This is a genomic window from Klebsiella oxytoca NBRC 105695 (assembly GCF_001598695.1).
GTDB classification, from domain to species: domain Bacteria; phylum Pseudomonadota; class Gammaproteobacteria; order Enterobacterales; family Enterobacteriaceae; genus Klebsiella; species Klebsiella oxytoca.
The window spans coordinates 310,378-330,932 of record NZ_BCZK01000006.1 but is presented as its reverse complement, the minus strand read 5'-3'; the positions used below and the strand labels follow the sequence as shown (position 1 = coordinate 330,932).

Annotated in this window: 18 protein-coding genes; 11 read left to right on the top strand and 7 right to left on the bottom strand. The window is 58.5% G+C overall.

What is annotated here, in order from left to right; all coding sequences use genetic code 11:
* Positions 1–19: 19 nt before the first annotated feature.
* The 5 genes from KO1_RS13255 to araD are packed head-to-tail and all read left to right on the top strand — an operon-like array spanning position 20 to position 5,588.
* The gene (locus KO1_RS13255; RefSeq protein ID WP_004111422.1) at positions 20–1,504 is read left to right on the top strand and encodes a sugar ABC transporter ATP-binding protein; all 1,485 of its coding nucleotides are present in this window, start codon (positions 20–22) and stop codon (positions 1,502–1,504) included.
* A 10-nt stretch (positions 1,505–1,514) separates the two neighbouring features.
* On the top strand, positions 1,515–2,501 hold the full coding sequence (locus KO1_RS13250; RefSeq protein WP_004100252.1) for an ABC transporter permease: 987 nt from the start codon (positions 1,515–1,517) through the stop codon (positions 2,499–2,501).
* Between the two features lie 27 nt (positions 2,502–2,528).
* On the top strand, positions 2,529–4,007 hold the full coding sequence (locus KO1_RS13245) for an FGGY-family carbohydrate kinase (RefSeq protein ID WP_023320574.1): 1,479 nt from the start codon (positions 2,529–2,531) through the stop codon (positions 4,005–4,007).
* Positions 4,004–4,903, top strand: coding sequence for an L-ribulose-5-phosphate 3-epimerase (locus KO1_RS13240; protein ID WP_004100254.1), 900 nt, complete (start codon positions 4,004–4,006; stop codon positions 4,901–4,903). The genes KO1_RS13245 and KO1_RS13240 overlap by 4 nt, the downstream gene beginning before the upstream one ends.
* Positions 4,893–5,588, top strand: a complete 696-nt coding sequence (gene araD, locus KO1_RS13235) for an L-ribulose-5-phosphate 4-epimerase (RefSeq protein WP_004100255.1) — start codon at positions 4,893–4,895, stop codon at positions 5,586–5,588. Before KO1_RS13240 ends, araD begins: the two co-directional genes overlap by 11 nt.
* Before the next feature lie 156 nt (positions 5,589–5,744).
* Here araD and kdpE read toward each other — a convergent pair whose 3' ends face one another.
* From kdpE to kdpF, 6 genes are read right to left on the bottom strand one after another with little or no spacing between them, the layout of a single operon-like run.
* Positions 5,745–6,422, bottom strand: a complete 678-nt coding sequence (kdpE, locus tag KO1_RS13230; protein WP_004100256.1) for a two-component system response regulator KdpE — start codon at positions 6,420–6,422, stop codon at positions 5,745–5,747.
* Entirely contained in the window at positions 6,419–9,106 is a 2,688-nt protein-coding gene (kdpD, locus tag KO1_RS13225; protein WP_004111429.1) for a two-component system sensor histidine kinase KdpD, read from the bottom strand. Before kdpD ends, kdpE begins: the two co-directional genes overlap by 4 nt.
* A gap of 1 nt (position 9,107) precedes the next feature.
* Entirely contained in the window at positions 9,108–9,683 is a 576-nt protein-coding gene (gene kdpC / locus KO1_RS13220) for a potassium-transporting ATPase subunit KdpC (RefSeq protein WP_016807942.1), read from the bottom strand.
* A 10-nt stretch (positions 9,684–9,693) separates the two neighbouring features.
* The gene (gene kdpB, locus KO1_RS13215) at positions 9,694–11,742 is read right to left on the bottom strand and encodes a potassium-transporting ATPase subunit KdpB (RefSeq protein WP_004111433.1); all 2,049 of its coding nucleotides are present in this window, start codon (positions 11,740–11,742) and stop codon (positions 9,694–9,696) included.
* Positions 11,743–11,763: 21 nt separating this feature from the next.
* Complete coding sequence (gene kdpA, locus KO1_RS13210; RefSeq protein WP_024273920.1) at positions 11,764–13,443, bottom strand: potassium-transporting ATPase subunit KdpA; 1,680 nt, start codon at positions 13,441–13,443, stop codon at positions 11,764–11,766.
* Entirely contained in the window at positions 13,443–13,532 is a 90-nt protein-coding gene (gene kdpF / locus KO1_RS27240; protein WP_016807944.1) for a K(+)-transporting ATPase subunit F, read from the bottom strand. The genes kdpA and kdpF overlap by 1 nt, the downstream gene beginning before the upstream one ends.
* Before the next feature lie 310 nt (positions 13,533–13,842).
* Here kdpF and KO1_RS13200 point away from each other — a divergent pair, with 310 nt between their 5' ends.
* The gene (locus KO1_RS13200) at positions 13,843–14,049 is read left to right on the top strand and encodes a DUF2517 family protein (RefSeq protein ID WP_004100261.1); all 207 of its coding nucleotides are present in this window, start codon (positions 13,843–13,845) and stop codon (positions 14,047–14,049) included.
* Positions 14,050–14,303: 254 nt separating this feature from the next.
* The gene (gene phrB / locus KO1_RS13195; protein WP_024273921.1) at positions 14,304–15,746 is read left to right on the top strand and encodes a deoxyribodipyrimidine photo-lyase; all 1,443 of its coding nucleotides are present in this window, start codon (positions 14,304–14,306) and stop codon (positions 15,744–15,746) included.
* Here the strand turns inward: phrB and dtpD are convergent.
* Entirely contained in the window at positions 15,715–17,196 is a 1,482-nt protein-coding gene (gene dtpD / locus KO1_RS13190; protein WP_024273922.1) for a dipeptide permease DtpD, read from the bottom strand. The two genes, phrB and dtpD, sit on opposite strands and share 32 nt — an antisense overlap.
* Before the next feature lie 270 nt (positions 17,197–17,466).
* Between dtpD and KO1_RS13185 the strand changes: the two genes are divergently transcribed.
* Genes KO1_RS13185 through pxpA form a run of 4 tightly spaced genes read left to right on the top strand, consistent with a single transcriptional unit; the run spans position 17,467 to position 20,544 of the window.
* Positions 17,467–18,210: a type 2 GTP cyclohydrolase I gene (locus tag KO1_RS13185; protein ID WP_004100265.1), complete on the top strand. Its 744-nt coding sequence runs from the start codon at positions 17,467–17,469 to the stop codon at positions 18,208–18,210.
* Between the two features lie 15 nt (positions 18,211–18,225).
* Positions 18,226–18,882, top strand: a complete 657-nt coding sequence (pxpB, locus tag KO1_RS13180; RefSeq protein WP_004100266.1) for a 5-oxoprolinase subunit PxpB — start codon at positions 18,226–18,228, stop codon at positions 18,880–18,882.
* Positions 18,876–19,808, top strand: coding sequence for a 5-oxoprolinase subunit PxpC (pxpC, locus tag KO1_RS13175; RefSeq protein ID WP_004100268.1), 933 nt, complete (start codon positions 18,876–18,878; stop codon positions 19,806–19,808). The genes pxpB and pxpC overlap by 7 nt, the downstream gene beginning before the upstream one ends.
* Positions 19,798–20,544 carry a 5-oxoprolinase subunit PxpA gene (gene pxpA, locus KO1_RS13170; protein ID WP_024273923.1) on the top strand — a complete coding sequence of 249 codons (747 nt, stop codon included), beginning with the start codon at positions 19,798–19,800 and terminating at the stop codon, positions 20,542–20,544. Before pxpC ends, pxpA begins: the two co-directional genes overlap by 11 nt.
* Positions 20,545–20,555 lie beyond the last annotated feature (11 nt).

Genomic DNA, 20,555 nt, shown 5'->3' with positions numbered 1-20,555 from the left:
CCATTATGGAGCGATGTTTATGCCCAGCTTACTGGAAGTCAAAAACGTCAGTAAAAGCTTCCCCGGAGTCAAGGCGCTGGATAATGTTAATATCACCCTTGCTCGTGGAGAAGTTCACGCTTTATTAGGTGAAAACGGCGCGGGTAAATCGACGCTGATGAAAATCCTGTGCGGGATCTATCAACCTGACGCCGGTAATATTTATATTGATGGTAAGCAGCAGCATTTTCATAACTATCGCGATGCGATTGCCTGCGGCGTAGGGATTATCTTTCAGGAGTTTTCTCTTATTCCCTATCTGAACGCTTATGAGAATATTTTCCTTAATCGTGAAAAGGTAAATCGTTTTGGCCTGTTAGATCGTAAAGCGATGCGTCGGGAGGCGTTACGCATTTTTAAAGAGCTTGGCGTCACGCTCGATCCCGACGAGCAAATCTGCCATCTCAGCGTCGCCGAGCAGCAGTTCGTGGAAATTGCCAAAGCGCTGTCGCTGGATGCGCGAATTCTCATTCTGGACGAACCCACCGCGACCCTGACTCCTGGCGAGGCGGAACATCTTTTCCGCGTGATGCGCGATTTAAAGGCCAAAGGCGTCGGCATGTTCTTTATCTCGCATCATCTGGAGGAGATATATGAAATCTGCGATAGCCTGAGTATTCTGCGCGACGGCAAATATATCGGATCGGCAAAGGTCGACAATATCGATATCGCAGAGATGATCCAGATGATGGTCGGCCGTGAGGTAGAGAACATCTATCCCGAGCGGCGGACGCTGGCGCATGATGAAATACTGCTGGAGGCGGAAATTCAGCTGACCGAAAGTAGTCAGGTTAATCGGCTGACGTTGCGCAAAGGGGAGATCTTAGGTCTTGCCGGGCTGGTGGGGTCGGGGCGTTCCGAAGCGATTCTGGCTCTGACCGGCGCGGATAAATGCTACAAAAAACGCGTCCGTCTGGCCGGAAAAGAGGTGACGATAAATTCAACCGATCGGGCTCTGCGTCTGGGTATCGGCCTGTTGCCGGAAAGCCGCAAAACGCAGGGACTGGTACTGCCTTTTTCGGTCAAAGACAATATCTGGCTTAACAAACACGCCTGCCAGTTCTCGCTAATCCGCGATAACGAAGAGCGCCTGACCGCCGAGCGTTTAATTAGCCACGTTGGTGTGAAAACGCCAGATGCCGGGACCGCGGTGGGGACGTTGAGCGGCGGTAACCAGCAGAAAGTCGTTATTTCTCGTTGGTTAAATCATGACGTCAATATTCTTATTTTTGACGAGCCGACTCGCGGTATTGATGTCGGAGCAAAATCAGAAATCTACCAGATTATGCGCGACCTCACCGCCCAGGGGATTGCGATAATTATGATTTCATCTGAGCTTCCAGAGGTCATAGGCGTCAGCGACCGGGTGATGGTTTTTCGCGACGGTAATATCGTTGCGGAGCTTGAGAACGACCAAATTAATTCCACCGTCATTATGCTGCATGCTGCCGGTAATATTATTTAGGGAGTATTAAATGAGTAATGAAAACGTATCATTAGCGCCAGCCGTGTCTCCTGATAAAAATAAAAAGATGCTGCATAGTTTATTAAAAATGCCTGCATTCCTGCCATTCGTTGGTCTGGTACTCCTGTTTTCCTGTATGGCCATTTTTAATGACTACTTCTTAACGGTTGATAACTTATCTACCGTCGCCCGTCAGGTCTCGATCAATGCCATCATCGCCATCGGAATGACCTTTGCCATCCTGACCGGCGGGATCGACCTCTCCGTCGGCGCGGTCATGGCCCTGGCCGGTACGCTGATGGCGGGATTAATGAAGTACTATGGTTTAGACCCGTGGTTAGCCATTCTTATCGGCCTGGGTTCCGGCGTCGCCTTTGGCGCGCTAAACGGCTTTTTAACCGCCTACGGCAAAATGCCGCCGATTATCGTAACCCTCGGCGCGATGATTATTGCGAAGGGGCTGGCACTGATCTATACCGGCGGCTATCCCATCTCCGGCTTACCGGATTCATTCGCTTTTTGGGGCCGTGAATATCTGTTCGGTATTCAGGTACCTATTATTCTGATGGTGGTTTTATATTTCATCTTTTATATCGTGCTGAATCATATGCCGTTTGGCCGCTATGTTTATTCTCTTGGCGGCAATGAAGAAGCGGCGCGCCTGAGCGGACTGCGGGTTAAATATTATAAATTGCTGGTTTATGTGATCAGCGGTTTTACCGCCAGTTTTGCCGGTCTTATTTTTACCTCACGGGTGATGAGCGGTCAGCCTAATGCGGGCGTCGGTTTTGAACTGGATGCTATTGCCGCCGTGGTGCTCGGCGGGGCATCGATTGCCGGTGGGCGCGGAATGATTATTGGCACGCTGATCGGCGCCATGATGCTCGGCGTACTGAATAATGGATTAAACCTGTTAGGGATCTCACCTTACGTTCAGTACGTGGTGAAAGGGCTTATTATTTGGGGCGCCACCTTTATTAGCTCAGCCAGACGTTAACTTATATTAATTATGGGACGAAGGGATATGAATTTTATCGGAGTGGATATCGGTGGTACGGTCACCAAAGCCGGGATATATACTGAGTGCGGGCAGGAGATCCACGTGGCTTCGCAATATGCTCAGGTATTATCCGAACAGCCGGGTTTTACCGAGCGGAACATGCATGAGCTATGGGATACCGTTTGCAGCGTAATAAAAAAAGCGCTGTTTGAAAGCCAGGTGCCAGCGTTAAGTATTGGCGGGATCGGCTTCTCCTCGCACGGCAAAGGGCTGTACGCGATTGATAAAAAAGGCGAGCCGGTGCGCAACGGAATTATCTCATCCGATACCCGGGCGCTGGCGTTCGTCAAAAAATGGTACCGCGAAGGGGTCGATAAACTGGCCTATCCCAAAGGGCTGCAGCAGTTGTGGACCGGGCACCCGGTATCGCTGCTGGCGTGGTTAAAAGCACATGAGCCCGCCAACTACGACAGAATCGACGCCGTTTTAATGGTGCACGACTACATTCGCTTTCGTCTGACCGGCGAGGCGACGGCGGAAATTACCAATATTTCCGGCAGCAATTTTTATAACCAGCTTTCCTCCCGCTACGACCGCGACATGATGGCGCTGTTCGGCATTGAGGAAGTGGCGGATAAGACCGCGCCGGTGGTCAACTCGACGGACTGCGTGGGCCACATTACCCTGCAGGCCTCGCTGGACTGCGGATTATGTCCCGGAACGCCGGTATTCGGCGGCTTTTTCGACGTGGTGGCCTCCGCCGTCTCATCGGGCATTGACCGGGCGGATACCCTGAGCGCAGTGGCCGGTACATGGAGTATCGCCACCTCGGTGGTGGACAGCATTATTGCCAGCGACTATCCCTACATTTGGGGAAAATACTGCATTCCGGGCAAATATTTTGTTCATGAGGGCAGCCCCACTTCGGCGAGCAATCTCTCCTGGTTTGTGAAACAGTTTTTCCCTGACGATGACCGCTGCTACGACCATTTCGAAAGCTGGATTGCGCAAGAGACCGACAGCAACCTGATTTTTTTACCTTATCTGTTCGGTTCCAATCTGGCGATGGATCTGCCGGGTGCGCTGGTAGGTCTGGCGGGACATCATACGAAAAAGGATATTATTGCGGCCATCTACCGCGGGATCGTTTTTTCTCACCTGATACATCAGGACCGCATTATTGAACTCAATCGGGGTATTGAAAAAATTCGCTTTACCGGCGGGCCGAGCCAGTCGAGAGGCTGGACCCAGATGTACGCCGACGCTGCCAATCTTCCTCTGGAAGTCGTGGACATCGAACAGGCGGGATGTCGAGCCGCCGCGCTGTGCGCAGCCGCCGGCAGCGGAGCCTACGCCAACTTCAGCGAAGCGATAGCGGCCACGCAGCCCGAGGTGGTCAGTTATCAACCGGACGGCAAGCGGCATCAGCAGCTGCGCGAAGGTTATGCCCGTTACGTAGAGGTCGCGCAAAGCCTCTCCAGGGCAACGGGGGCGGCGCAATGAAACCGAGACTTGGTATCTACGAAAAAGCGCTTCCCGCTGCGCTGGACTGGCCGAAACGCTTCGAAATGGCGGCTGGCCTGGAGTTTGATTTTATCGAAATCTCCGTTGATGAGAGTCCTGAACGCCAGGCCAGGCTGCGCTGGAACCGTGGACAGCGGCTGGCATTTGTGGCCGACAAAATTAACAGCGGTATCGATGTGCCGAGCATGTGCCTCTCCGCGCACCGCAGCCATCCCTTTGGTAGCGTCAATCGCGAGACCCGGCTCAAGGCGCGGGAACTGATGCTTGATGCGCTGGATTTTGCCAGCCACGTCGGTATTCGCAACATCCAGCTGGCAGGCTATGACGTCTATTACGAATCCTCTTCGGCGCAGACCCGGGAATACTTTATTGAGGGCATCAACTGGGCGGTAGCCGAAGCGGCGAAAGCGCAGGTGATGCTGTCGATGGAGATTATGGATACCGCCTTTATGAGCAATATCTCCCGCTGGCTGGATCTCGAAAGGAAGGTCTGTAGTCCGTGGTTTTGCGTCTATCCGGACGTCGGCAACTTAAGCGCATGGCAAAACGATGTTCCCGAAGAGTTGAGTAAGGGAATTCATAAAATCACCGCCATTCATTTGAAGGATACGCAGCCGGTGTCCCACGCTTCGCTGGGGCAGTTTCGCGATGTGCCATTCGGTACCGGCTGCGTCGATTTCACGGAGATATTTCGTACGCTCTCGGCGCTGAACTATCGCGGCGCCTGGCTGATTGAGATGTGGGCCAAAAACGACGGGCTGGATAGCGAGAGAATCGCCGACGCTAAAGCGTGGCTAACGGATAAATACCAGCAGACATTTCGTCCACCGCACTATGAAGGCATTGTGAATTCAGGAGTGAAGTATGTTGGATAACCTCAAGCAGGCGGTTCTTGATGCCAATCTGGCGCTGCCGAAATTTAATCTCGTGACCTTTACCTGGGGCAACGTCAGCGGCATCGATCGCGACGCCGGGCTGGTGGTGATCAAACCCTCCGGCGTGGAATACGCCGTGATGACCGCTGACGATATGGTGGTGGTGGAGCTGGCGACCGGCAGCGTGGTGGAGGGACGCTATAAGCCCTCGTCGGATACGCCGACCCATCTCGAGCTGTATAAGGCATTCAGCGGCGTGGGCGGAATTGTGCATACCCATTCGCGCCATGCGACGATTTGGGCGCAGTCGGGGAGGTCGCTGCTGGCGATGGGCACCACCCATGCCGACTATTTTTATGGGCCGATCCCGTGTACCCGTCCCCTTAGCGATGATGAAATCCGCAGTGATTATGAAACCAATACCGGTCACGTGATTATCGAAACGCTGGGCGCGCAGCATACCGATCCACTCAGCGTGCCCGCCGCGCTGGTTCACGGCCACGGCCCATTTGCATGGGGAAAAGATCCGGCGAACGCGGTGCATAATGCCGTGGTGCTGGAAGAGATTGCCTATATGAATATGTGGACCCGCCAGTTAAGCGCTGACGAACAGCCGGTCTCTGCGACCCTGCTGGATAAACACTATTTGCGTAAACACGGCGCGGGGGCCTACTACGGGCAGTAATTGTCTGCATTCCCCGGATGGCGGCGTAAACGCCTTATCCGGGCTACCGGTCCGCAGTCGACGGTGAACCCGTAGCCCGGTCAGCGCAGCGCCACCGCGATGAAACAGCGCAGGAACTGTAGCCCGGCTAAGCGAAGCGCGAGCCGGGGACAACGGCTAGGGCATAAACCGATAGCCGATCCCCGTTTCGGTCAGCAAGTGCTGCGGACGGGCCGGGTCGGCCTCCAGCTTTTGCCGCAGGTGCCCCATATAAATCCGCAGGTAGTGGCTGTGCTCCACCGCATTTGGCCCCCAGACCTGGTTGAGCAGCTGTCGCTGGGTCAGCACTTTGCCAGGGTTGTTGAGCAGGACCACCAGCAGGCGAAACTCAATCGGCGTCAGGTGGATCTCTTCATCGCCGCGCACGATGCGGCGGGCGGGGATATCAACGTCAATATCGGCAAAACGCACCCGCGGCTCGTCGGCCTGGGCGCCGGCATGGCGACGCATCGCCACCCTCAGTCGCGCCTGCAGCTCGCCAATGCCAAAGGGTTTACTGAGATAGTCATCGGCTCCTGCGTCAAGGGCGGCGATTTTGTCCTGCTCCTCGGTGCGCGCCGACAGCACGATAATCGGCATCTGGCTCCACTGGCGAACCTCGCGAATAAACGCGTTGCCGTCGCCATCGGGCAGACCCAGATCGAGAATAGCTAAATCCGGCTTGCGGGTCGCGGCTTCGATCAGCCCGCGCTGCAGCGTCTCTGCTTCAAATACGCGCATGCCGTCGGCTTCCAGCGCGGTGCGCAGAAAGCGGCGGATAGCGTTTTCGTCTTCGATAATCAGAACGTTAATCACATTTCCTCGGCTAACTCTTCCAGTTCAGGGGGCGCTTCTCGCGGCAGTGTAACACGGAAACAGGCGCCGCCTTGCGGGCGCGTCTCGGCGCTAATCGTTCCGCCGTGCACCTCAACGATGGCCTGACAAATCGCCAGTCCCAGGCCTACGCCGGGGATCGCCGACTCTTTATTGCCGCGGGCGAATTTATCAAAGATAGCCTGTTCCTGCCCTGGAGGAATACCCGGCCCGTTATCCCACACCTCAAGCAATAAATGGTGCGGGTCGACATGCGCCGCGATGCCGATTTGCGCCTGCGGCCCGGTGTACTTCACCGCGTTTTCCAGCAGATTAATCAGCACCCGTTCAAATAGCGGGCCATCGACGTGTACCAGCAGCAGCGGGTCCGGCAGATCGAGCTGAATATGCCGCCCACCGAGCCCCGGTTCCAGCATGCGCAGCGCGCTGCCGACCACCTCTTCGAGGGTTAACCACTCTTTATGCAAATTAAAGCCGCCGGACTGGATCCGCGCCATATCCAGCAGATTATTCACCAACCGGGTGGTGTTCAGTACGTGCTGGCGTATCTCATTGGCCTGCGGCGCGTGCTTCGACCCTTCGCTGGCAAGATCGAGGGTCAGGATCTCCGCCTGGCCGAACAGCACCGTCAGCGGGGTGCGTAAATCATGGGACAGCGCCGCCAGCAGCGAGTTGCGCAGGCTTTCCCGCTCGCTGTTCAGCCGCGCCTGCTCTTCGCTGGCGGTGAGCGTCAGTCTCTCCAGCGCGCTGGCGACCAGCAGGGTAAAGGTTTCCAGCAGGCGCTGTTGTTCGGGGATCATCAGCTGGCGCAGGTTAGCCGGCTCCACCACCACCAGCCCCCAGGTACGGGCGGCGCTTTTCAGCGGCAGGATTTGGTAGGGGACGCCGGGTAACGTATCGGTACCCGCCCCGGCGGGCAGCCCCTTATCGAAGCTCCAGCGGGCGATCGCGTCGTCCCAGGTGATGGCCGCGGTGGGTTGAGTCAATGGAGAGAGCCGGTTCATCTCATCGGGCAGCAGTAGCTGACTGCGCGCCTGAAACGTCGAGGCGATAAACCGTTCGCTGGTGGCGGCGATATCTTCACGGCTGCGGCCCACCGCCAGCGCTTTGGACATTTCGTACAGATGCCGGGTGCGCCGCTCGCGATAGCGCGCCACCCGCGCCTGGTAGCGAACGCCGGCGGTGAGGTTGCCGATAAGCAGCCCGACGGTCAGCATCACGCCAAAGGTGAGTAAATACTGTACATCTGAAACCGCCAGCGTACCGCGCGGCGCAACGAAAAACAGATCGAAGCTGACCACGTTAATCACCGTCGCCAGTACCGACGGCCAACGGCCATACACGAGAGCGATAATCACCACGCCAAGCAGATACAGCATCACCAGGTTGGCGGCCTCAAAGGCCATCAGCCACTGCATGGCGACAACGGTAATCACCGCGCACAGCGCGATGGCGACGACGCAGCCCTGGAGCTGTAGACGCCATTTATCCATCGCCGTCCGGCTATCGCTGGCGCGAGCCGGCAGGGAGGCGGCTTTTTCATCCAGCGCGATCACCACCAGATCGAGATCCGGGGCGTGACGGGCCAGCCGATCGGCGAAGCCGCCGCGATCCCACCAGCGCCTTTTCTGCTGGCGGCCAATCACTATCTTGCCGAGATTATGTTCGCGGGCGTAGTGCAGAACGGCCTTCTCTTCGGAGGGATCGGAGAGGGTGGCGGTTTCCGCTCCCAGCTCCTGCGCCAGCCTGAGCGCGGCGAGAATCGCCCGCCGCTTCGCCTCCGACAGGCGGTGCAGCGACGGGGTTTCAACATACACCGCATGCCAGACGCTGCCCAATCTGGCGGCCAGCCGGGCGGCGGCGCGCACCAGCTTTTCGCTGCCGGTGTTATGGCCGATGCAGAGCAAAATGGCGTCGCGGGTATGCCAGACTTTTTCCTGGCCCTGGCGATCGCGCCAGGCGCGCATCTGCTCATCGACTCGATCGGCAGTACGGCGTAGCGCCAGCTCGCGCAGGGCGATGAGATTGCCCTTGCGAAAGAAGTTTTCAATGGCCCGCTCAGCCTGACCGCCGATATAGACTTTACCTTCATTGAGCCGCTGACGCAGATCGTCCGGAGGCAGGTCAACCAGCACCACATCGTCGGCGGCGTCGAAAAACGGATCGGGGACGGTTTCGCGAACCTGCACGCCGGTGATGCCGCTGACGACATCGTTCAGGCTCTCGAGGTGCTGAACGTTAACGGTGGTAAACACATCGATGCCGGCTTCCAGCAGCTCTTCGACGTCCTGCCAGCGTTTAGGATGACGCGATCCGGGCGCGTTGCTGTGCGCCAGCTCATCGACCAGGATCAGCGCCGGGCGGCGGGCCAGGGCGCCGTCAAGGTCAAACTCCTTCACGTAGCGCCCGCGGTGGGAAAGGCGGCGCAGGGGCAGGGTACTCAGCCCCTCAAGCATCGCCGCCGTCTCTTTTCGCCCGTGGGTTTCCGCCACGCCAATCAGGATATCCAGCCCCTGGGCGCGCAGCCGCTGCGCTTCCGCCAGCATCGCCCAGGTTTTACCGACCCCGGCGCAGGCGCCGAAAAATATCTTTAGCTTACCGCGATGCGGGGCGGCGGCGTGTTGCAGCAGGCGATCAGGGTCCGGACGCAGCGGCTCATCACTCATCTTACTTATCCTTCAGGGCATCCAGCGACATATTCAGCTGCAGTATATTTACCACAGGTTGGCCGAGAAAACTGAGCAACGGTTTTTGCGTTGCCTCGTTCACCAGTTGCGTGACCTGCTCCACGCTGAGCTGGCGCGCTTTGGCGACGCGCGGCGCCTGCCACAGGGCGGCGGCAGGCGTCAGGCTGTAATCCAGTCCGCTCGCCGAGGCGGTGACCAGCTCCACCGGAACCGTGGCGCTGGCGTCCGGATTGGCGGCGCGCAGGGCCTGCACCCGTTCGCTGATGGCGTTGTCCAGCGCCGGATTGCTGGCGGCCAGGTTGCTGCCGCCGGAGGCCAGCGGGTTATCCGGCATCTCCGCCGTGGCGGAAGGGCGGCCCTGGAAATAGCCCGGCGCGGTAAAGTTCTGCCCGATGAGACGGGAACCGCGCACTTCGCCGTCAATCCGCACCAGCGAGCCGTTGGCCTGCTGTGGGAACCACCACTGTCCCAGCGCGGTGGTCAACAGCGGGTAGACGCCGCCGGTGAGCAGCGTTAACAGAATAAACAGTACAAGGGCAGGACGAATGAATGACATGGTTTTTTCCTCACAGCAGCCCGGTCAGGGTCAATAACAGGTCGATAGCTTTGATACCGATAAAGGGCACCAGCAGTCCGCCCAGGCCGTAGACCCACAGGTTGCGGCGCAGCATCGCCGAGGCCGTCAGCGGCTTATAGCTCACGCCCTTCAGCGCCAGCGGGATCAGGAAGATGATAATCAGCGCATTAAAAATCACCGCGCTCAGGATCGCCGAAGAGGGCGAGTGCAGATGCATCACGTTGAGCATCGCCAGCGGCGGATAGACGGCGGCAAAGGCGGCCGGAATGATGGCAAAGTACTTCGCCACGTCGTTGGCGATACTGAAGGTGGTCAGGGATCCGCGGGTCATCAGCATCTGTTTACCGATATGTACGACCTCGATCAGTTTGGTGGGGTTAGAGTCGAGATCCACCATATTGCCCGCCTCTTTCGCCGCCTGGGTACCGGAGTTCATCGCGACCGCCACGTCGGCCTGCGCCAGCGCCGGGGCGTCGTTGGTACCGTCGCCGGTCATCGCCACCAGCCGACCTTCCGCTTGATACTGGCGGATCAACGCCAGCTTGGCCTCCGGCGTCGCTTCGGCGAGAAAGTCGTCCACTCCGGCTTCCGCGGCGATAGCGGCGGCGGTCAGTCGGTTATCGCCGGTGATCATCACCGTTTTAATCCCCATTTTACGCAGTTGGGCAAAACGCTCTTTGATGCCGCCTTTCACGATATCTTTCAGCGAGATAATCCCCAGCACCCGCTCGCCTTCGGCGACCACCAGCGGCGTCGCGCCAAGACGCGCCACTTCTTCAACCTGCTTATCGACATCGGCCGGAAAGTGGCCGCCGTTGGCCTCAACGTGGCGGCGGATGGCATCTACGGAACCTTTGCGGATCATCCGCTGGTCGATGTTGATGCCGCTCATCCGGGTCTGGGCGGTAAACGGCACAAAGGTGGCATGCAGCGACTGGAGATCGCGCTCGCGCAGGTTAAAGCGCTGTTTGGCCAGGACGACGATGCTGCGGCCTTCCGGCGTTTCATCGGCCAGCGACGACAGCTGGGCGGCATCGGCAAGGGTTTTCTCTTCCACGCCCTGCGCAGGCAGGAATGCCGAAGCCTGGCGGTTGCCGAGGGTAATGGTGCCGGTTTTGTCCAGCAGCAGGACGTCGACGTCGCCCGCCGCCTCAACCGCGCGGCCGCTGGTGGCGATGACGTTCGCGCCGAGCATGCGGCTCATCCCGGCAACGCCGATGGCCGACAGCAGGCCCCCAATAGTGGTGGGGATCAGGCATACCAGCAGCGCCACCAGTACCGTTACGCTGACCGCATTACCGCTCCAGGCGGAGAAGGGCCAGATAGTGGCGGTGGCCAGCAGGAATACCAGCGTCAGGGCAATAAGCAGGATGGTTAGCGCAATTTCGTTCGGCGTCTTGCGGCGCTGAGCGCCTTCAACCATGGCGATCATCCGGTCAAGGAAGGTTTCGCCCGGGTTGACGCTACAGCGGATCACCAGCCAGTCGGAGAGAATACGCGTCCCGCCGGTCACCGAGGCGAAGTCGCCGCCGGATTCGCGGATAACCGGCGCGGACTCACCGGTAATGGCGCTCTCATCTACCGACGCGCCGCCTTCGATAACCTCGCCATCGCAGGGGATAATATCTCCCGCTTCCACCAGCACCACGTCACCTTTACGCAGCTCTTCGGCGGGGACGTGGTCAATTTGCGCATCGTGCTGCGGCGCGCGCAGCTTACGGGCAAAGGCGGTCTTTTTGACACCTTTGAGGCTGTTGGCCTGCGCTTTACTGCGGCCTTCCGCCATCGCTTCGGCAAAGTTGGCGAACAGGACGGTGAACCACAGCCAGAGACTAATGGCGGCGGTAAATCCGGCGCTGCCGACGATTTGCCCGCTCGCCATGGCAATGGCCAGCAGGGTGGTGAGCAGGCTGCCGATCCAGACGATAAACATCACCGGGTTACGCCACTGTACGGCAGGGCTCAGTTTTTTCACGGCGTCGAGCAGGGCCTGACGCACCAGCGTCGGCTCCAGCAGGGCTAATGATTTGCGACTCATAACAGGTTGCTCCGCAATCGCTTAAAGTAAGGAAAAATGTTCTGCCAGCGGGCCGAGCGCCAGCGCGGGAATAAAGGTCAGGGCGCCGACCAACAGTACGGTGCCGATCAGCAGGCCGATAAACAGCGCGTCATGGGTGGCGAGCGTGCCGCTGCCGGCGGGCTGAATTTTCTTCGTCACCAGCGAACCGGCAATCGCCATCACCGGGATAATCACCGCGAAGCGGCCGACCAGCATGCAGAATGCCAGTAGCAGGTTCCAGAACGGTGTTGCCGCGCTGAGGCCGCCAAAGGCGCTGCCGTTGTTGTTCGCCGCTGAGGTGACGGCATACAGTACTTCGCTGAAGCCATGCGGCCCGGGGTTAAACATGCCCGCGCGACCGGCCTCGGTCAGCATCGCCAGCGCCGTGCCGAGGAGCACCAGCGTCGGGGTAACGAGGATCGCCAGCGCGATCATTTTCATTTCGCGGACGTCGATTTTTTTCCCGAGGTATTCCGGGGTGCGGCCAATCATCAGCCCGGCGATAAACACGGCCAGCATCACGAACAGCAGCATGCCGTACAGACCTGAGCCGACGCCGCCGAAGACCACTTCGCCTATCTGCATCAGCCACATAGGGACCATCCCGCCCAGCGCGGTAAAGGAGTCGTGCATGGCGTTGACCGCCCCGCAGGACGCGGCGGTGGTGACCACGGCAAACAGGCTGCTGGCGAGAATACCGAACCGGCTCTCTTTGCCTTCCATGTTGCTACTGCTGTCGGCGCCAAGGCTCAGCAAGTGAAGGTTGCCGCGGGTTTCTGCCCACATCACTACCGCCACGCAGACGATGAAGATGAGCGTCATCGCCCACAGAATCGCCCGACCCTGACGGCGATCGCCCACCGCCTCACCGAAAGCGAAGCACAGCGCCGCCGGAATGAGAAAGATCGCCAGCATCTGCACCAGGTTGGTCAGCGCGGTGGGGTTTTCAAAGGGATGCGCCGAGTTGGCGTTAAAGAAGCCGCCGCCGTTGGTACCCAGCATTTTTATCGCTTCCTGCGAAGCCACCGGCCCCAACGGCAGCAGCTGGCGTACCCCTTCAAGCGAGGTAAATTCCTGATTCGGCGATAAACTTTGCGGCACGCCCTGCTGGATAAAGAACAGCGCAATCAGCAGCGAAATCGGCAGCAGCACCCAGAGAGTAATGCGGGTCAGATCGACCCAGGCGTTGCCCAGAGCGGTGACTTTCTGCCGGGCGTATGCGCGGGTGAGGGCAAAGATCACCGCGATGCCGGTAGCGGCGGAGAGGAAGTTTTGCACCGCCAGTCCGGCCATCTGGCTAAGGCTACTCATGGTGGCTTCACCGGCATAGGCCTGCCAGTTGGTGTTACTGACAAAGCTCACCGCCGTATTCAGCGCCAGATCCCATGACAGACCGGGCAGATGCTGCGGGTTGAGCGGCAGAGAGCCTTGAAACATCAGCAGAGCGAACAGCGCCGCCAGACCCAGCGCGTTAAACAGCAGAATCGCCACTAAATACTGGAGCCAGTTCATCTCCTGCGAACGAATCCCCGCTGCCTGCCATAAACCGCGTTCAATCCGGGCCAGACCCGGTAGCGGCATATCATTGATCATCGTCGCCAGCGCCGTACCCAGCGGACGAGCGAGGATCATTAGCAGCAGAATAAAAGTCGCGATGAGTAAAAAACCTTGAGCGGCCATCAGAATGCCTCCGCATGTATCAGGGCATAAACCAGATAAACCAGCAACAGGAACACCAGCGCTACGCCAGCGATTACGCCTGTAGTCACAATCCACCTCCGGATGTCTTTTTTGATTTACGAGGAGAATAGGAAGTCGGGCGCAAAGATTTCGCAAAAATCAGCCACGGGGGTGTAAAAAAAATATAAAAATGGCCAAAACCACAATTTAACTAATGATTAGTATTAATTTAACCTTTATGTAACTTAATTACCGGATGAATGTAAATAAATCCTGAATAGGCGTTTTTTAGTGGTCGGATGAGTAGTAAAATTACAGCCAAAGCGGTACTATTTTAAGCAGAGAAACAGATTAACTTTACCGGCTTTGCTTGCCGGCCTGACAAAGGGGAGAGAAATTATGGCGTTGTACAAAACTTATCCTGCTCATATCATCTTTGCGCGTCGCGCTTTCGCCGTGGCGGCTGGCGTACTGGCGCTGCCGGTGATGCTGTTCTGGAAAGATCGCGCCCGTTTTTACAGCTGGCTGCACCGCGTGTGGGCAAAGACCAGCGAACAGCCGGTATGGATGGCGCAGGCCGAAAAAGCCTCCGCAGATTTTTATTAATAACGGCTTATGGCTCAGCGCGTGCGCGCCGTGGAAACAGGCTAATGTATTGAGATTGCGGTTTATTTACCCTGTCTCCTCCGCCAGACTCGCGACACAGCGTGCCAACAGATTGCTTTATCATCATGCCGCCGGTTTATCCGGCGGTTTTTTTTTGCCATGAGTGGCTTACACTTATTCACTCCCCGAAGGTTAACCTGCGGGAGGATTAAATATACGTCGAACTTATCAATTTTCATGATGAAAGGAATGTTATGGCCACCCATCTGGTCTGGTTTCGCGCGGATTTGCGCATCCACGATAACCTGGCGCTCGCCGCCGCCTGCCGCGATCCGCATGCCAGGGTGCTGGGATTATTCATCGCCACGCCAGGGCAATGGCGTCAGCACGGTATGGCGCCGCGCCAGGCGGCGTTTATGGTCAGCCATCTGCACAGCCTGCAAGCGGCGCTGGCCGAAAAGGGGATCCCGCTGCAGATTGAACATGCTGAAGATTTCACCGCCAGCGTAGAGCTACTCGTCAGCATTTGCCGGCAGCAGCAGGTGACGCATCTGTTTTACAACTACCAGTATGAAATCAATGAGCGCCAGCGCGATGCGGCGGTGGAAAAAACCTTAGCAGAGGTGACCTGTCAGGGGTTTGATGACAGCGTGCTGCTGCCGCCCGGCAGCGTGCTGACCGGCAGCCGCGAAATGTATAAGGTATTTACGCCGTTTAAAAATGCTTTTGTTCGGCGTTTACAGGAGGCGCTGCCGGAGTGCGTCGCCGCGCCGAAAGTCCGTGCGGGTGGGCCCATCACAGCCTCGTCTGCAGTAAAAATAGATTTTCCACAGACGTCATTCGATAGCGAACTGTTCGCCGCGGATGAAAAAAGCGCTATCGCCCGGCTTCGCGGCTTCTGCCAGCAAAAGGCCGCCGAATATGAACAGCAGCGCGATTTTCCGGCCATCGAAGGGACCAGCCGGCTGTCGCCGTGCCTGGCTGTGGGGGCGCTCTCGCCGCGCCAGTGTCTGCACCGCTTACTGGTGGAGCTGCCGCGGGCGCTGGATAGCGAAGCCGGAGCGGTATGGCTCAACGAGCTTATCTGGCGCGAGTTTTATCGCCACCTGATGGTTTACTACCCGGACTTGTGTAAAGGTCGGCCTTTTATTGGCTGGACCGATAAGGTTGCCTGGCTGGACGATAAAACCGCGCTTCAGGCCTGGCAGCGTGGGCAAACCGGCTTCCCGATTGTCGACGCCGCGATGCGTCAGCTTAATGCGACCGGCTGGATGCATAACCGCCTGCGGATGATTGTCGCCAGTTTTCTGGCGAAAGATCTGCGCATCGACTGGCGGCTGGGGGAGCGCTATTTTATCGAACAGCTTATAGATGGCGATTTGGCGGCGAATAACGGCGGCTGGCAGTGGGCGGCTTCGACCGGCACCGATGCCGCGCCCTATTTTCGTATTTTTAACCCTACGACCCAGGGAGAGCGCTTCGACAAAGCGGGGCAATTTATTCGTCAATGGCTACCGGAGCTGGCCGGGGTGCCTGAGAAAGCGCTGCATCAACCGTGGCTGTGGGCGGAGAAACAGGGCGTAACGCTGGATTATCCGCGCCCGATTGTCGATCACAAGCAGGCGCGGCTGGAGACGCTGGCGACCTGGGAAGCCGCCAGAGAAGTTAAGACTCCATCGCCAGGCGGCGAGCCCTGATCTTAACGGAGTGATACAGCCAGATAGCCAGCACCAGGCCGACGCAGGCCAGCGAGCCCCAGGTTATCTGGCTGAACACCTCAATGTAGGCATTAATTGAATAGTTGACGGCTCCGGCGGCGTCGAACGATCCCTGCGAGGTCTGATCGGCAATAACCCCAGCCAGATAGTTGGCGATAGCGCCGGAGAGCAGCATATATATGCCGGTCAGCACGCCGGTCACGCCGGGGATCTCGATACGGGTAATCTGCGACATCGCCACCGGGTCGATAAACAGTTCGGCAAACCCCATCACCGCCAGGCCCAGCACCATCAGCGGCATTGAGGAGTGCCCATAGGCGGCTGACCAACGTGCGCTAAGGGTCAGGATGCAGAACCCGGCGCTCATCAGGCCAAGGCCCAGCGCGAACTTACCCCAGATGCGCACGGTACGGTTGCCGTTGATGTTTTCTTTCACCAGCCACGCCAGAACCACCCCGCAGAGCATCACCGCAAAGGCATTGACCGACTGGAACATCGCGGTCGGAATCTCATAGCCCATAAAATGACGGTTAACAAAACGGTCGATGTACAGGCTGATGGAGCTGCCGCCCTGCTGCGCAAAGGCCCAGAACAGCAGGCTGAAGCAGGTGAGCACCATAATCAGGCGCAGCTCTTTACGCTGCCTGGCGGTCTCTGCCCGCAGGTAGATCCGCGCCAGTACCGCCAGACCAATCACCGTCGCGACAATCAGCGCGTACACCGACCACTCCTGCCAGAACAGCACGGTGATCAGCAGCGGCGCGGCGATCAGCAGAACCAGCAGCCAGCCCCAGTTCGGTAAGACAAAACTCCGCGCCCGCAGCGCTTCGCGATTCACGCCCCGGGTGTGGCGGAAATGGTGATTGCCGCTGAGGAAAATCACCAGCCCGGCAATCATGCCAACGGCCGCCAGCGCGAAGCCCATCGCCCAGCTGTACTCTTGCTGTACGTAGCCGCAGGCGATTGGCGCGACGATAGATCCGACGTTGCCCGCCGCGTACATCAGCGAAAAACCGCCATCGCGACGCGGGTCTGTGGGTTCATACAGTTCACCGAGCAGACAGCTGACGTTGGATTTAAACAGCCCGTAGCCGCAGACAATAATCGCCAGCGACAGATAGAGAAAGGTGGGGGCGATTTCGCTGGCGCCGAGCACCAGATGGCCGATGGCCATCAGCAGCGCGCCGAGCATCACCGCCATACGGTTGCCCAGCAGCTTATCGGCCAGGAAGCCGCCGAGAATCGGCGTGACGTAGACTAAAGAACAGTAGGCGCTGAACAGCGCATAGGCATGATTATCGTCATACTTGAGCTGATTGGTGAGATAAAGAATGAGCAGCGCGCGCATGCCGTAAAAACTGAAGTATTCCCAGATTTGCAGCGCGACGACGTAATAAATCGCCCGCGGCTGTGAAGATTGTGTGTTCATGAAACGCTTTGTCCTGCCATAAAAATGAAAGTCGATCTTTCTGCATGAATAGCCACTCGCTAGTGATATTCATGGCCTTATAGGCTTTCTGGTTATTTAATATGCTGTAATAGTGCATAAATATACACGAATGCGCGAGAAGGTGAGTAGACAAATTGCGGGATTTTGTGAATGGGCAAAATTGACGGCGACGCGGCAGGACTATCGACTGATTGGGCGGATACCGTTATGTTATTCCTCTGCATAAAACGATGACCTGGTGGAACGGCAATGAAAAATAGTGAACTGGAACAACTGATTAATGAAAAACTCAATAGCGCGGCCATCAGTGATTACGCACCCAATGGGCTCCAGGTGGAAGGTCGCGAGACGGTTCGGAAAATCGTCACCGGCGTAACCGCCAGCCAGGCGCTGCTTGATGAGGCCGTCCGTCTTGAGGCGGATGCGGTCATCGTCCACCACGGCTACTTCTGGAAAGGCGAGTCGCCGATTATTCGCGGCATGAAGCGTAATCGCCTCAAAACGCTGCTGGCTAACGACATCAACCTTTACGGCTGGCATCTGCCGCTTGATGCCCATCCGGAGCTGGGCAATAACGCCCAGCTGGCGTCGCTGCTCGGCATTAACGTGATGGGCGAAATTGAACCGCTGGTGCCGTGGGGCGAACTGTCGATGGCGGTCTCGGGCCTGGAACTGGCGTCGTGGATTGAAGCGCGGCTGGGGCGCAAACCGCTGTGGTGCGGCGACACCGGGCCGGACAAAGTGGCCCGCGTGGCGTGGTGTACCGGCGGCGGCCAGAGCTTTATCGACAGCGCAGCCCGCTTTGGCGTTGATGCATTTATTACCGGCGAAGTTTCAGAGCAAACCATCCATTCGGCGCGCGAGCAGGGGCTGCATTTTTACGCCGCCGGACATCATGCCACCGAGCGTGGCGGAATTCGCGCGTTAAGCGAATGGCTGACGGAAAATACCGAGCTGGATGTCACCTTTATTGATATCCCGAACCCGGCCTGATGAACGGAGGTAAAAGTGCAGCGAGCGCGTTGTTATCTATTAGGTGAAACGGCAGTCGTACTGGAGCTTGAACCTCCGGTGACGCTGGAGAGTCAGAAGCGGATCTGGCGATTAGCCCAACGGCTGGTTGGTCATACCGAGGTGGTGGAAGCCGTTCCGGGTATGAACAACATTACCGTGATACTGCGAAATCCCCAGCAGACGGCGTGGGACGCGATCGAGCGCCTGCAAATCTGGTGGGAGGAGTGCGATACGCTCGAACCGGAATCGCGGGAGATTCTGGTGCCGGTCGTTTACGGCGGCGAAGGCGGTCCGGATTTGGGGGAAGTGGCTCGCCACAGCGGACTGAGCGAAAAGCAGGTGGTGGAGCTGCATTCATCGGTGGAGTACGTGGTGTGGTTCCTCGGCTTCCAGCCGGGGTTCCCCTACTTCGGCGGCCTGCCAGAGCGCCTGGCGATGCCGCGGCGGGCGGAACCGCGTCTGCTGGTGCCGGCGGGTTCGGTGGGGATCGGCGGAGCGCAGACCGGGATTTATCCGCTGGCGACGCCGGGAGGTTGGCAACTGCTGGGCCGAACGCCGCTGGCGCTATTTGATCCGAAGCGCAAGGAGCCGGTGCTGCTGCGCTCCGGCGACAGAGTGCGTTTCGTCCCGCAAAAGGAGGGCGTATGTTAAAAATCATCCGTGCCGGGATGTATACCTCGGTGCAGGACGGCGGGCGTGAAGGTCTGCGTCAGCTGGGCATCAGCCGCTGCGGTGCGATGGATAAACCGGCGCTGGTTACCGCGAATCTGCTGGTGGGCAACGGGGCCAATGCCGCGGCGCTGGAGATCACGCTGGGCCAGGTGGATATTCAATTTGAACGCAGCGGCTGGTTCGCGCTCACCGGCGCCGCCTGCGAGGCGAAGCTTGACGGCGAGCCGGTGTGGGTGGGCTGGCGGACGGCGGTCAAGGCCGGGCAGCGTCTGGTGCTCAAGAATCCACAGCACGGCGTGCGCAGCTATCTGGCAGTGGCGGGCGGTATCGCGGTGCCGAAGGTGCTGGGCTCGCGCAGTACCGATCTGAAAGTGGGTATTGGCGGTCTGGAAGGTCGACGTTTGCAGGATGGAGACCGACTGAAGCTGGGGAAATCGGATAAGCAGTTCCGCGGGCCGCGCGGGGTGAAGCAACTGCCCATCGGCAACCGCATCCGCGCGCTGCCCGGCCCCGAGTATCAGGAGTTTGACAGCGTGTCGCAGGACACCTTCTGGCGCTCGCCGTGGCAGCTTAGCCCGCAGAGCAACCGCATGGGCTATCGTCTGCAGGGGCAACCGCTGAAGCGGACGACCGATCGCGAGATGCTTTCGCACGGTCTGCTGCCTGGCGTGGTGCAGGTTCCGCATAACGGTCAACCTATCGTACTGATGAACGATGCCCAGACCACCGGCGGTTACCCGCGCATCGCGACGATTATCGAGGCCGATATGTATCAGCTGGCGCAAATCCCGCTGGGGCAGCCGATCCACTTTGTTCCCTGCTCTCTGGAGGAGGCGCTGAAGGCGCGCGCCGACCGGCAACGTTATTTTGAACAACTGGCATGGAGACTGAACGATGAAGATTGATTTAAACGCCGACCTTGGCGAAGGCTGCGCCAACGATAGCGCGCTACTGCAGCTGGTCTCTTCCGCCAATATCGCCTGCGGTTTCCATGCGGGCGATGCGGTGATGATGCTGCAGTGCGTGCGCGAAGCGCTGAAATATGGCGTCGCGGTGGGCGCGCACCCCAGCTTCCCCGACCGGGAAAATTTTGGCCGCACGGCGATGCAGCTGCCGCCGGAGACGGTTTATGCGCAAACGCTGTATCAGGTGGGCGCGCTGGCGGCGCAGGTGCGCGCGCAGGGCGGCGAACTACAGCACGTCAAACCGCACGGCATGCTCTATAACCAGGCGGCAAAAGATCCGCAGCTTGCTGACGCTATCGCCAAAGCGGTATATGACGTTGACGCCGGTCTGGTGCTGGTGGGCCTGGCGGGCAGCGAGCTGATTCGCGCCGGGCAGCGTTATCAGCTGACCACCCGCCAGGAGGTCTTCGCCGACCGCGGCTATCTGGCGGACGGTAGCCTGGTGCCGCGCACTCAGCCAGGGGCATTGATCGAGAGTGAAGAGCAGTCGCTGGCGCAAACGCTGGAAATGGTGCAGCACAGCCGGGTACGCAGCATCACCGGCGAATGGGCGCACGTGGTGGCGGAAACCGTTTGTCTGCACGGCGACGGCGAGCATGCGCTGGATTTTGCGCGTCGCCTGCGCGCGGCGTTCGCCGGACGTAACATTCAGGTGAGCGCGGAAGCAGAAGAATAAAAATAATATTA

Excerpts from the sequence above, each read along its gene's own strand:
- kdpA (WP_024273920.1), bottom strand. The coding sequence starts at position 13,443 with ATGGCCGCTCAAGGTTTTTTACTCATCGCGACTTTTATTCTGCTGCTA.
- araD (WP_004100255.1), top strand. The coding sequence starts at position 4,893 with ATGTTGGATAACCTCAAGCAGGCGGTTCTTGATGCCAATCTGGCGCTG.
- kdpD (WP_004111429.1), bottom strand. The coding sequence starts at position 9,106 with ATGAGTGATGAGCCGCTGCGTCCGGACCCTGATCGCCTGCTGCAACAC.
- dtpD (WP_024273922.1), bottom strand. The coding sequence starts at position 17,196 with ATGAACACACAATCTTCACAGCCGCGGGCGATTTATTACGTCGTCGCG.
- KO1_RS13250 (WP_004100252.1), top strand. The coding sequence starts at position 1,515 with ATGAGTAATGAAAACGTATCATTAGCGCCAGCCGTGTCTCCTGATAAA.
- KO1_RS13255 (WP_004111422.1), top strand. The coding sequence starts at position 20 with ATGCCCAGCTTACTGGAAGTCAAAAACGTCAGTAAAAGCTTCCCCGGA.
- phrB (WP_024273921.1), top strand. The coding sequence starts at position 14,304 with ATGGCCACCCATCTGGTCTGGTTTCGCGCGGATTTGCGCATCCACGAT.
- KO1_RS13185 (WP_004100265.1), top strand. The coding sequence starts at position 17,467 with ATGAAAAATAGTGAACTGGAACAACTGATTAATGAAAAACTCAATAGC.
- kdpC (WP_016807942.1), bottom strand. The coding sequence starts at position 9,683 with ATGTCATTCATTCGTCCTGCCCTTGTACTGTTTATTCTGTTAACGCTG.
- kdpB (WP_004111433.1), bottom strand. The coding sequence starts at position 11,742 with ATGAGTCGCAAATCATTAGCCCTGCTGGAGCCGACGCTGGTGCGTCAG.
- KO1_RS13240 (WP_004100254.1), top strand. The coding sequence starts at position 4,004 with ATGAAACCGAGACTTGGTATCTACGAAAAAGCGCTTCCCGCTGCGCTG.
- KO1_RS13245 (WP_023320574.1), top strand. The coding sequence starts at position 2,529 with ATGAATTTTATCGGAGTGGATATCGGTGGTACGGTCACCAAAGCCGGG.
- KO1_RS13200 (WP_004100261.1), top strand. The coding sequence starts at position 13,843 with ATGGCGTTGTACAAAACTTATCCTGCTCATATCATCTTTGCGCGTCGC.
- pxpC (WP_004100268.1), top strand. The coding sequence starts at position 18,876 with ATGTTAAAAATCATCCGTGCCGGGATGTATACCTCGGTGCAGGACGGC.
- pxpA (WP_024273923.1), top strand. The coding sequence starts at position 19,798 with ATGAAGATTGATTTAAACGCCGACCTTGGCGAAGGCTGCGCCAACGAT.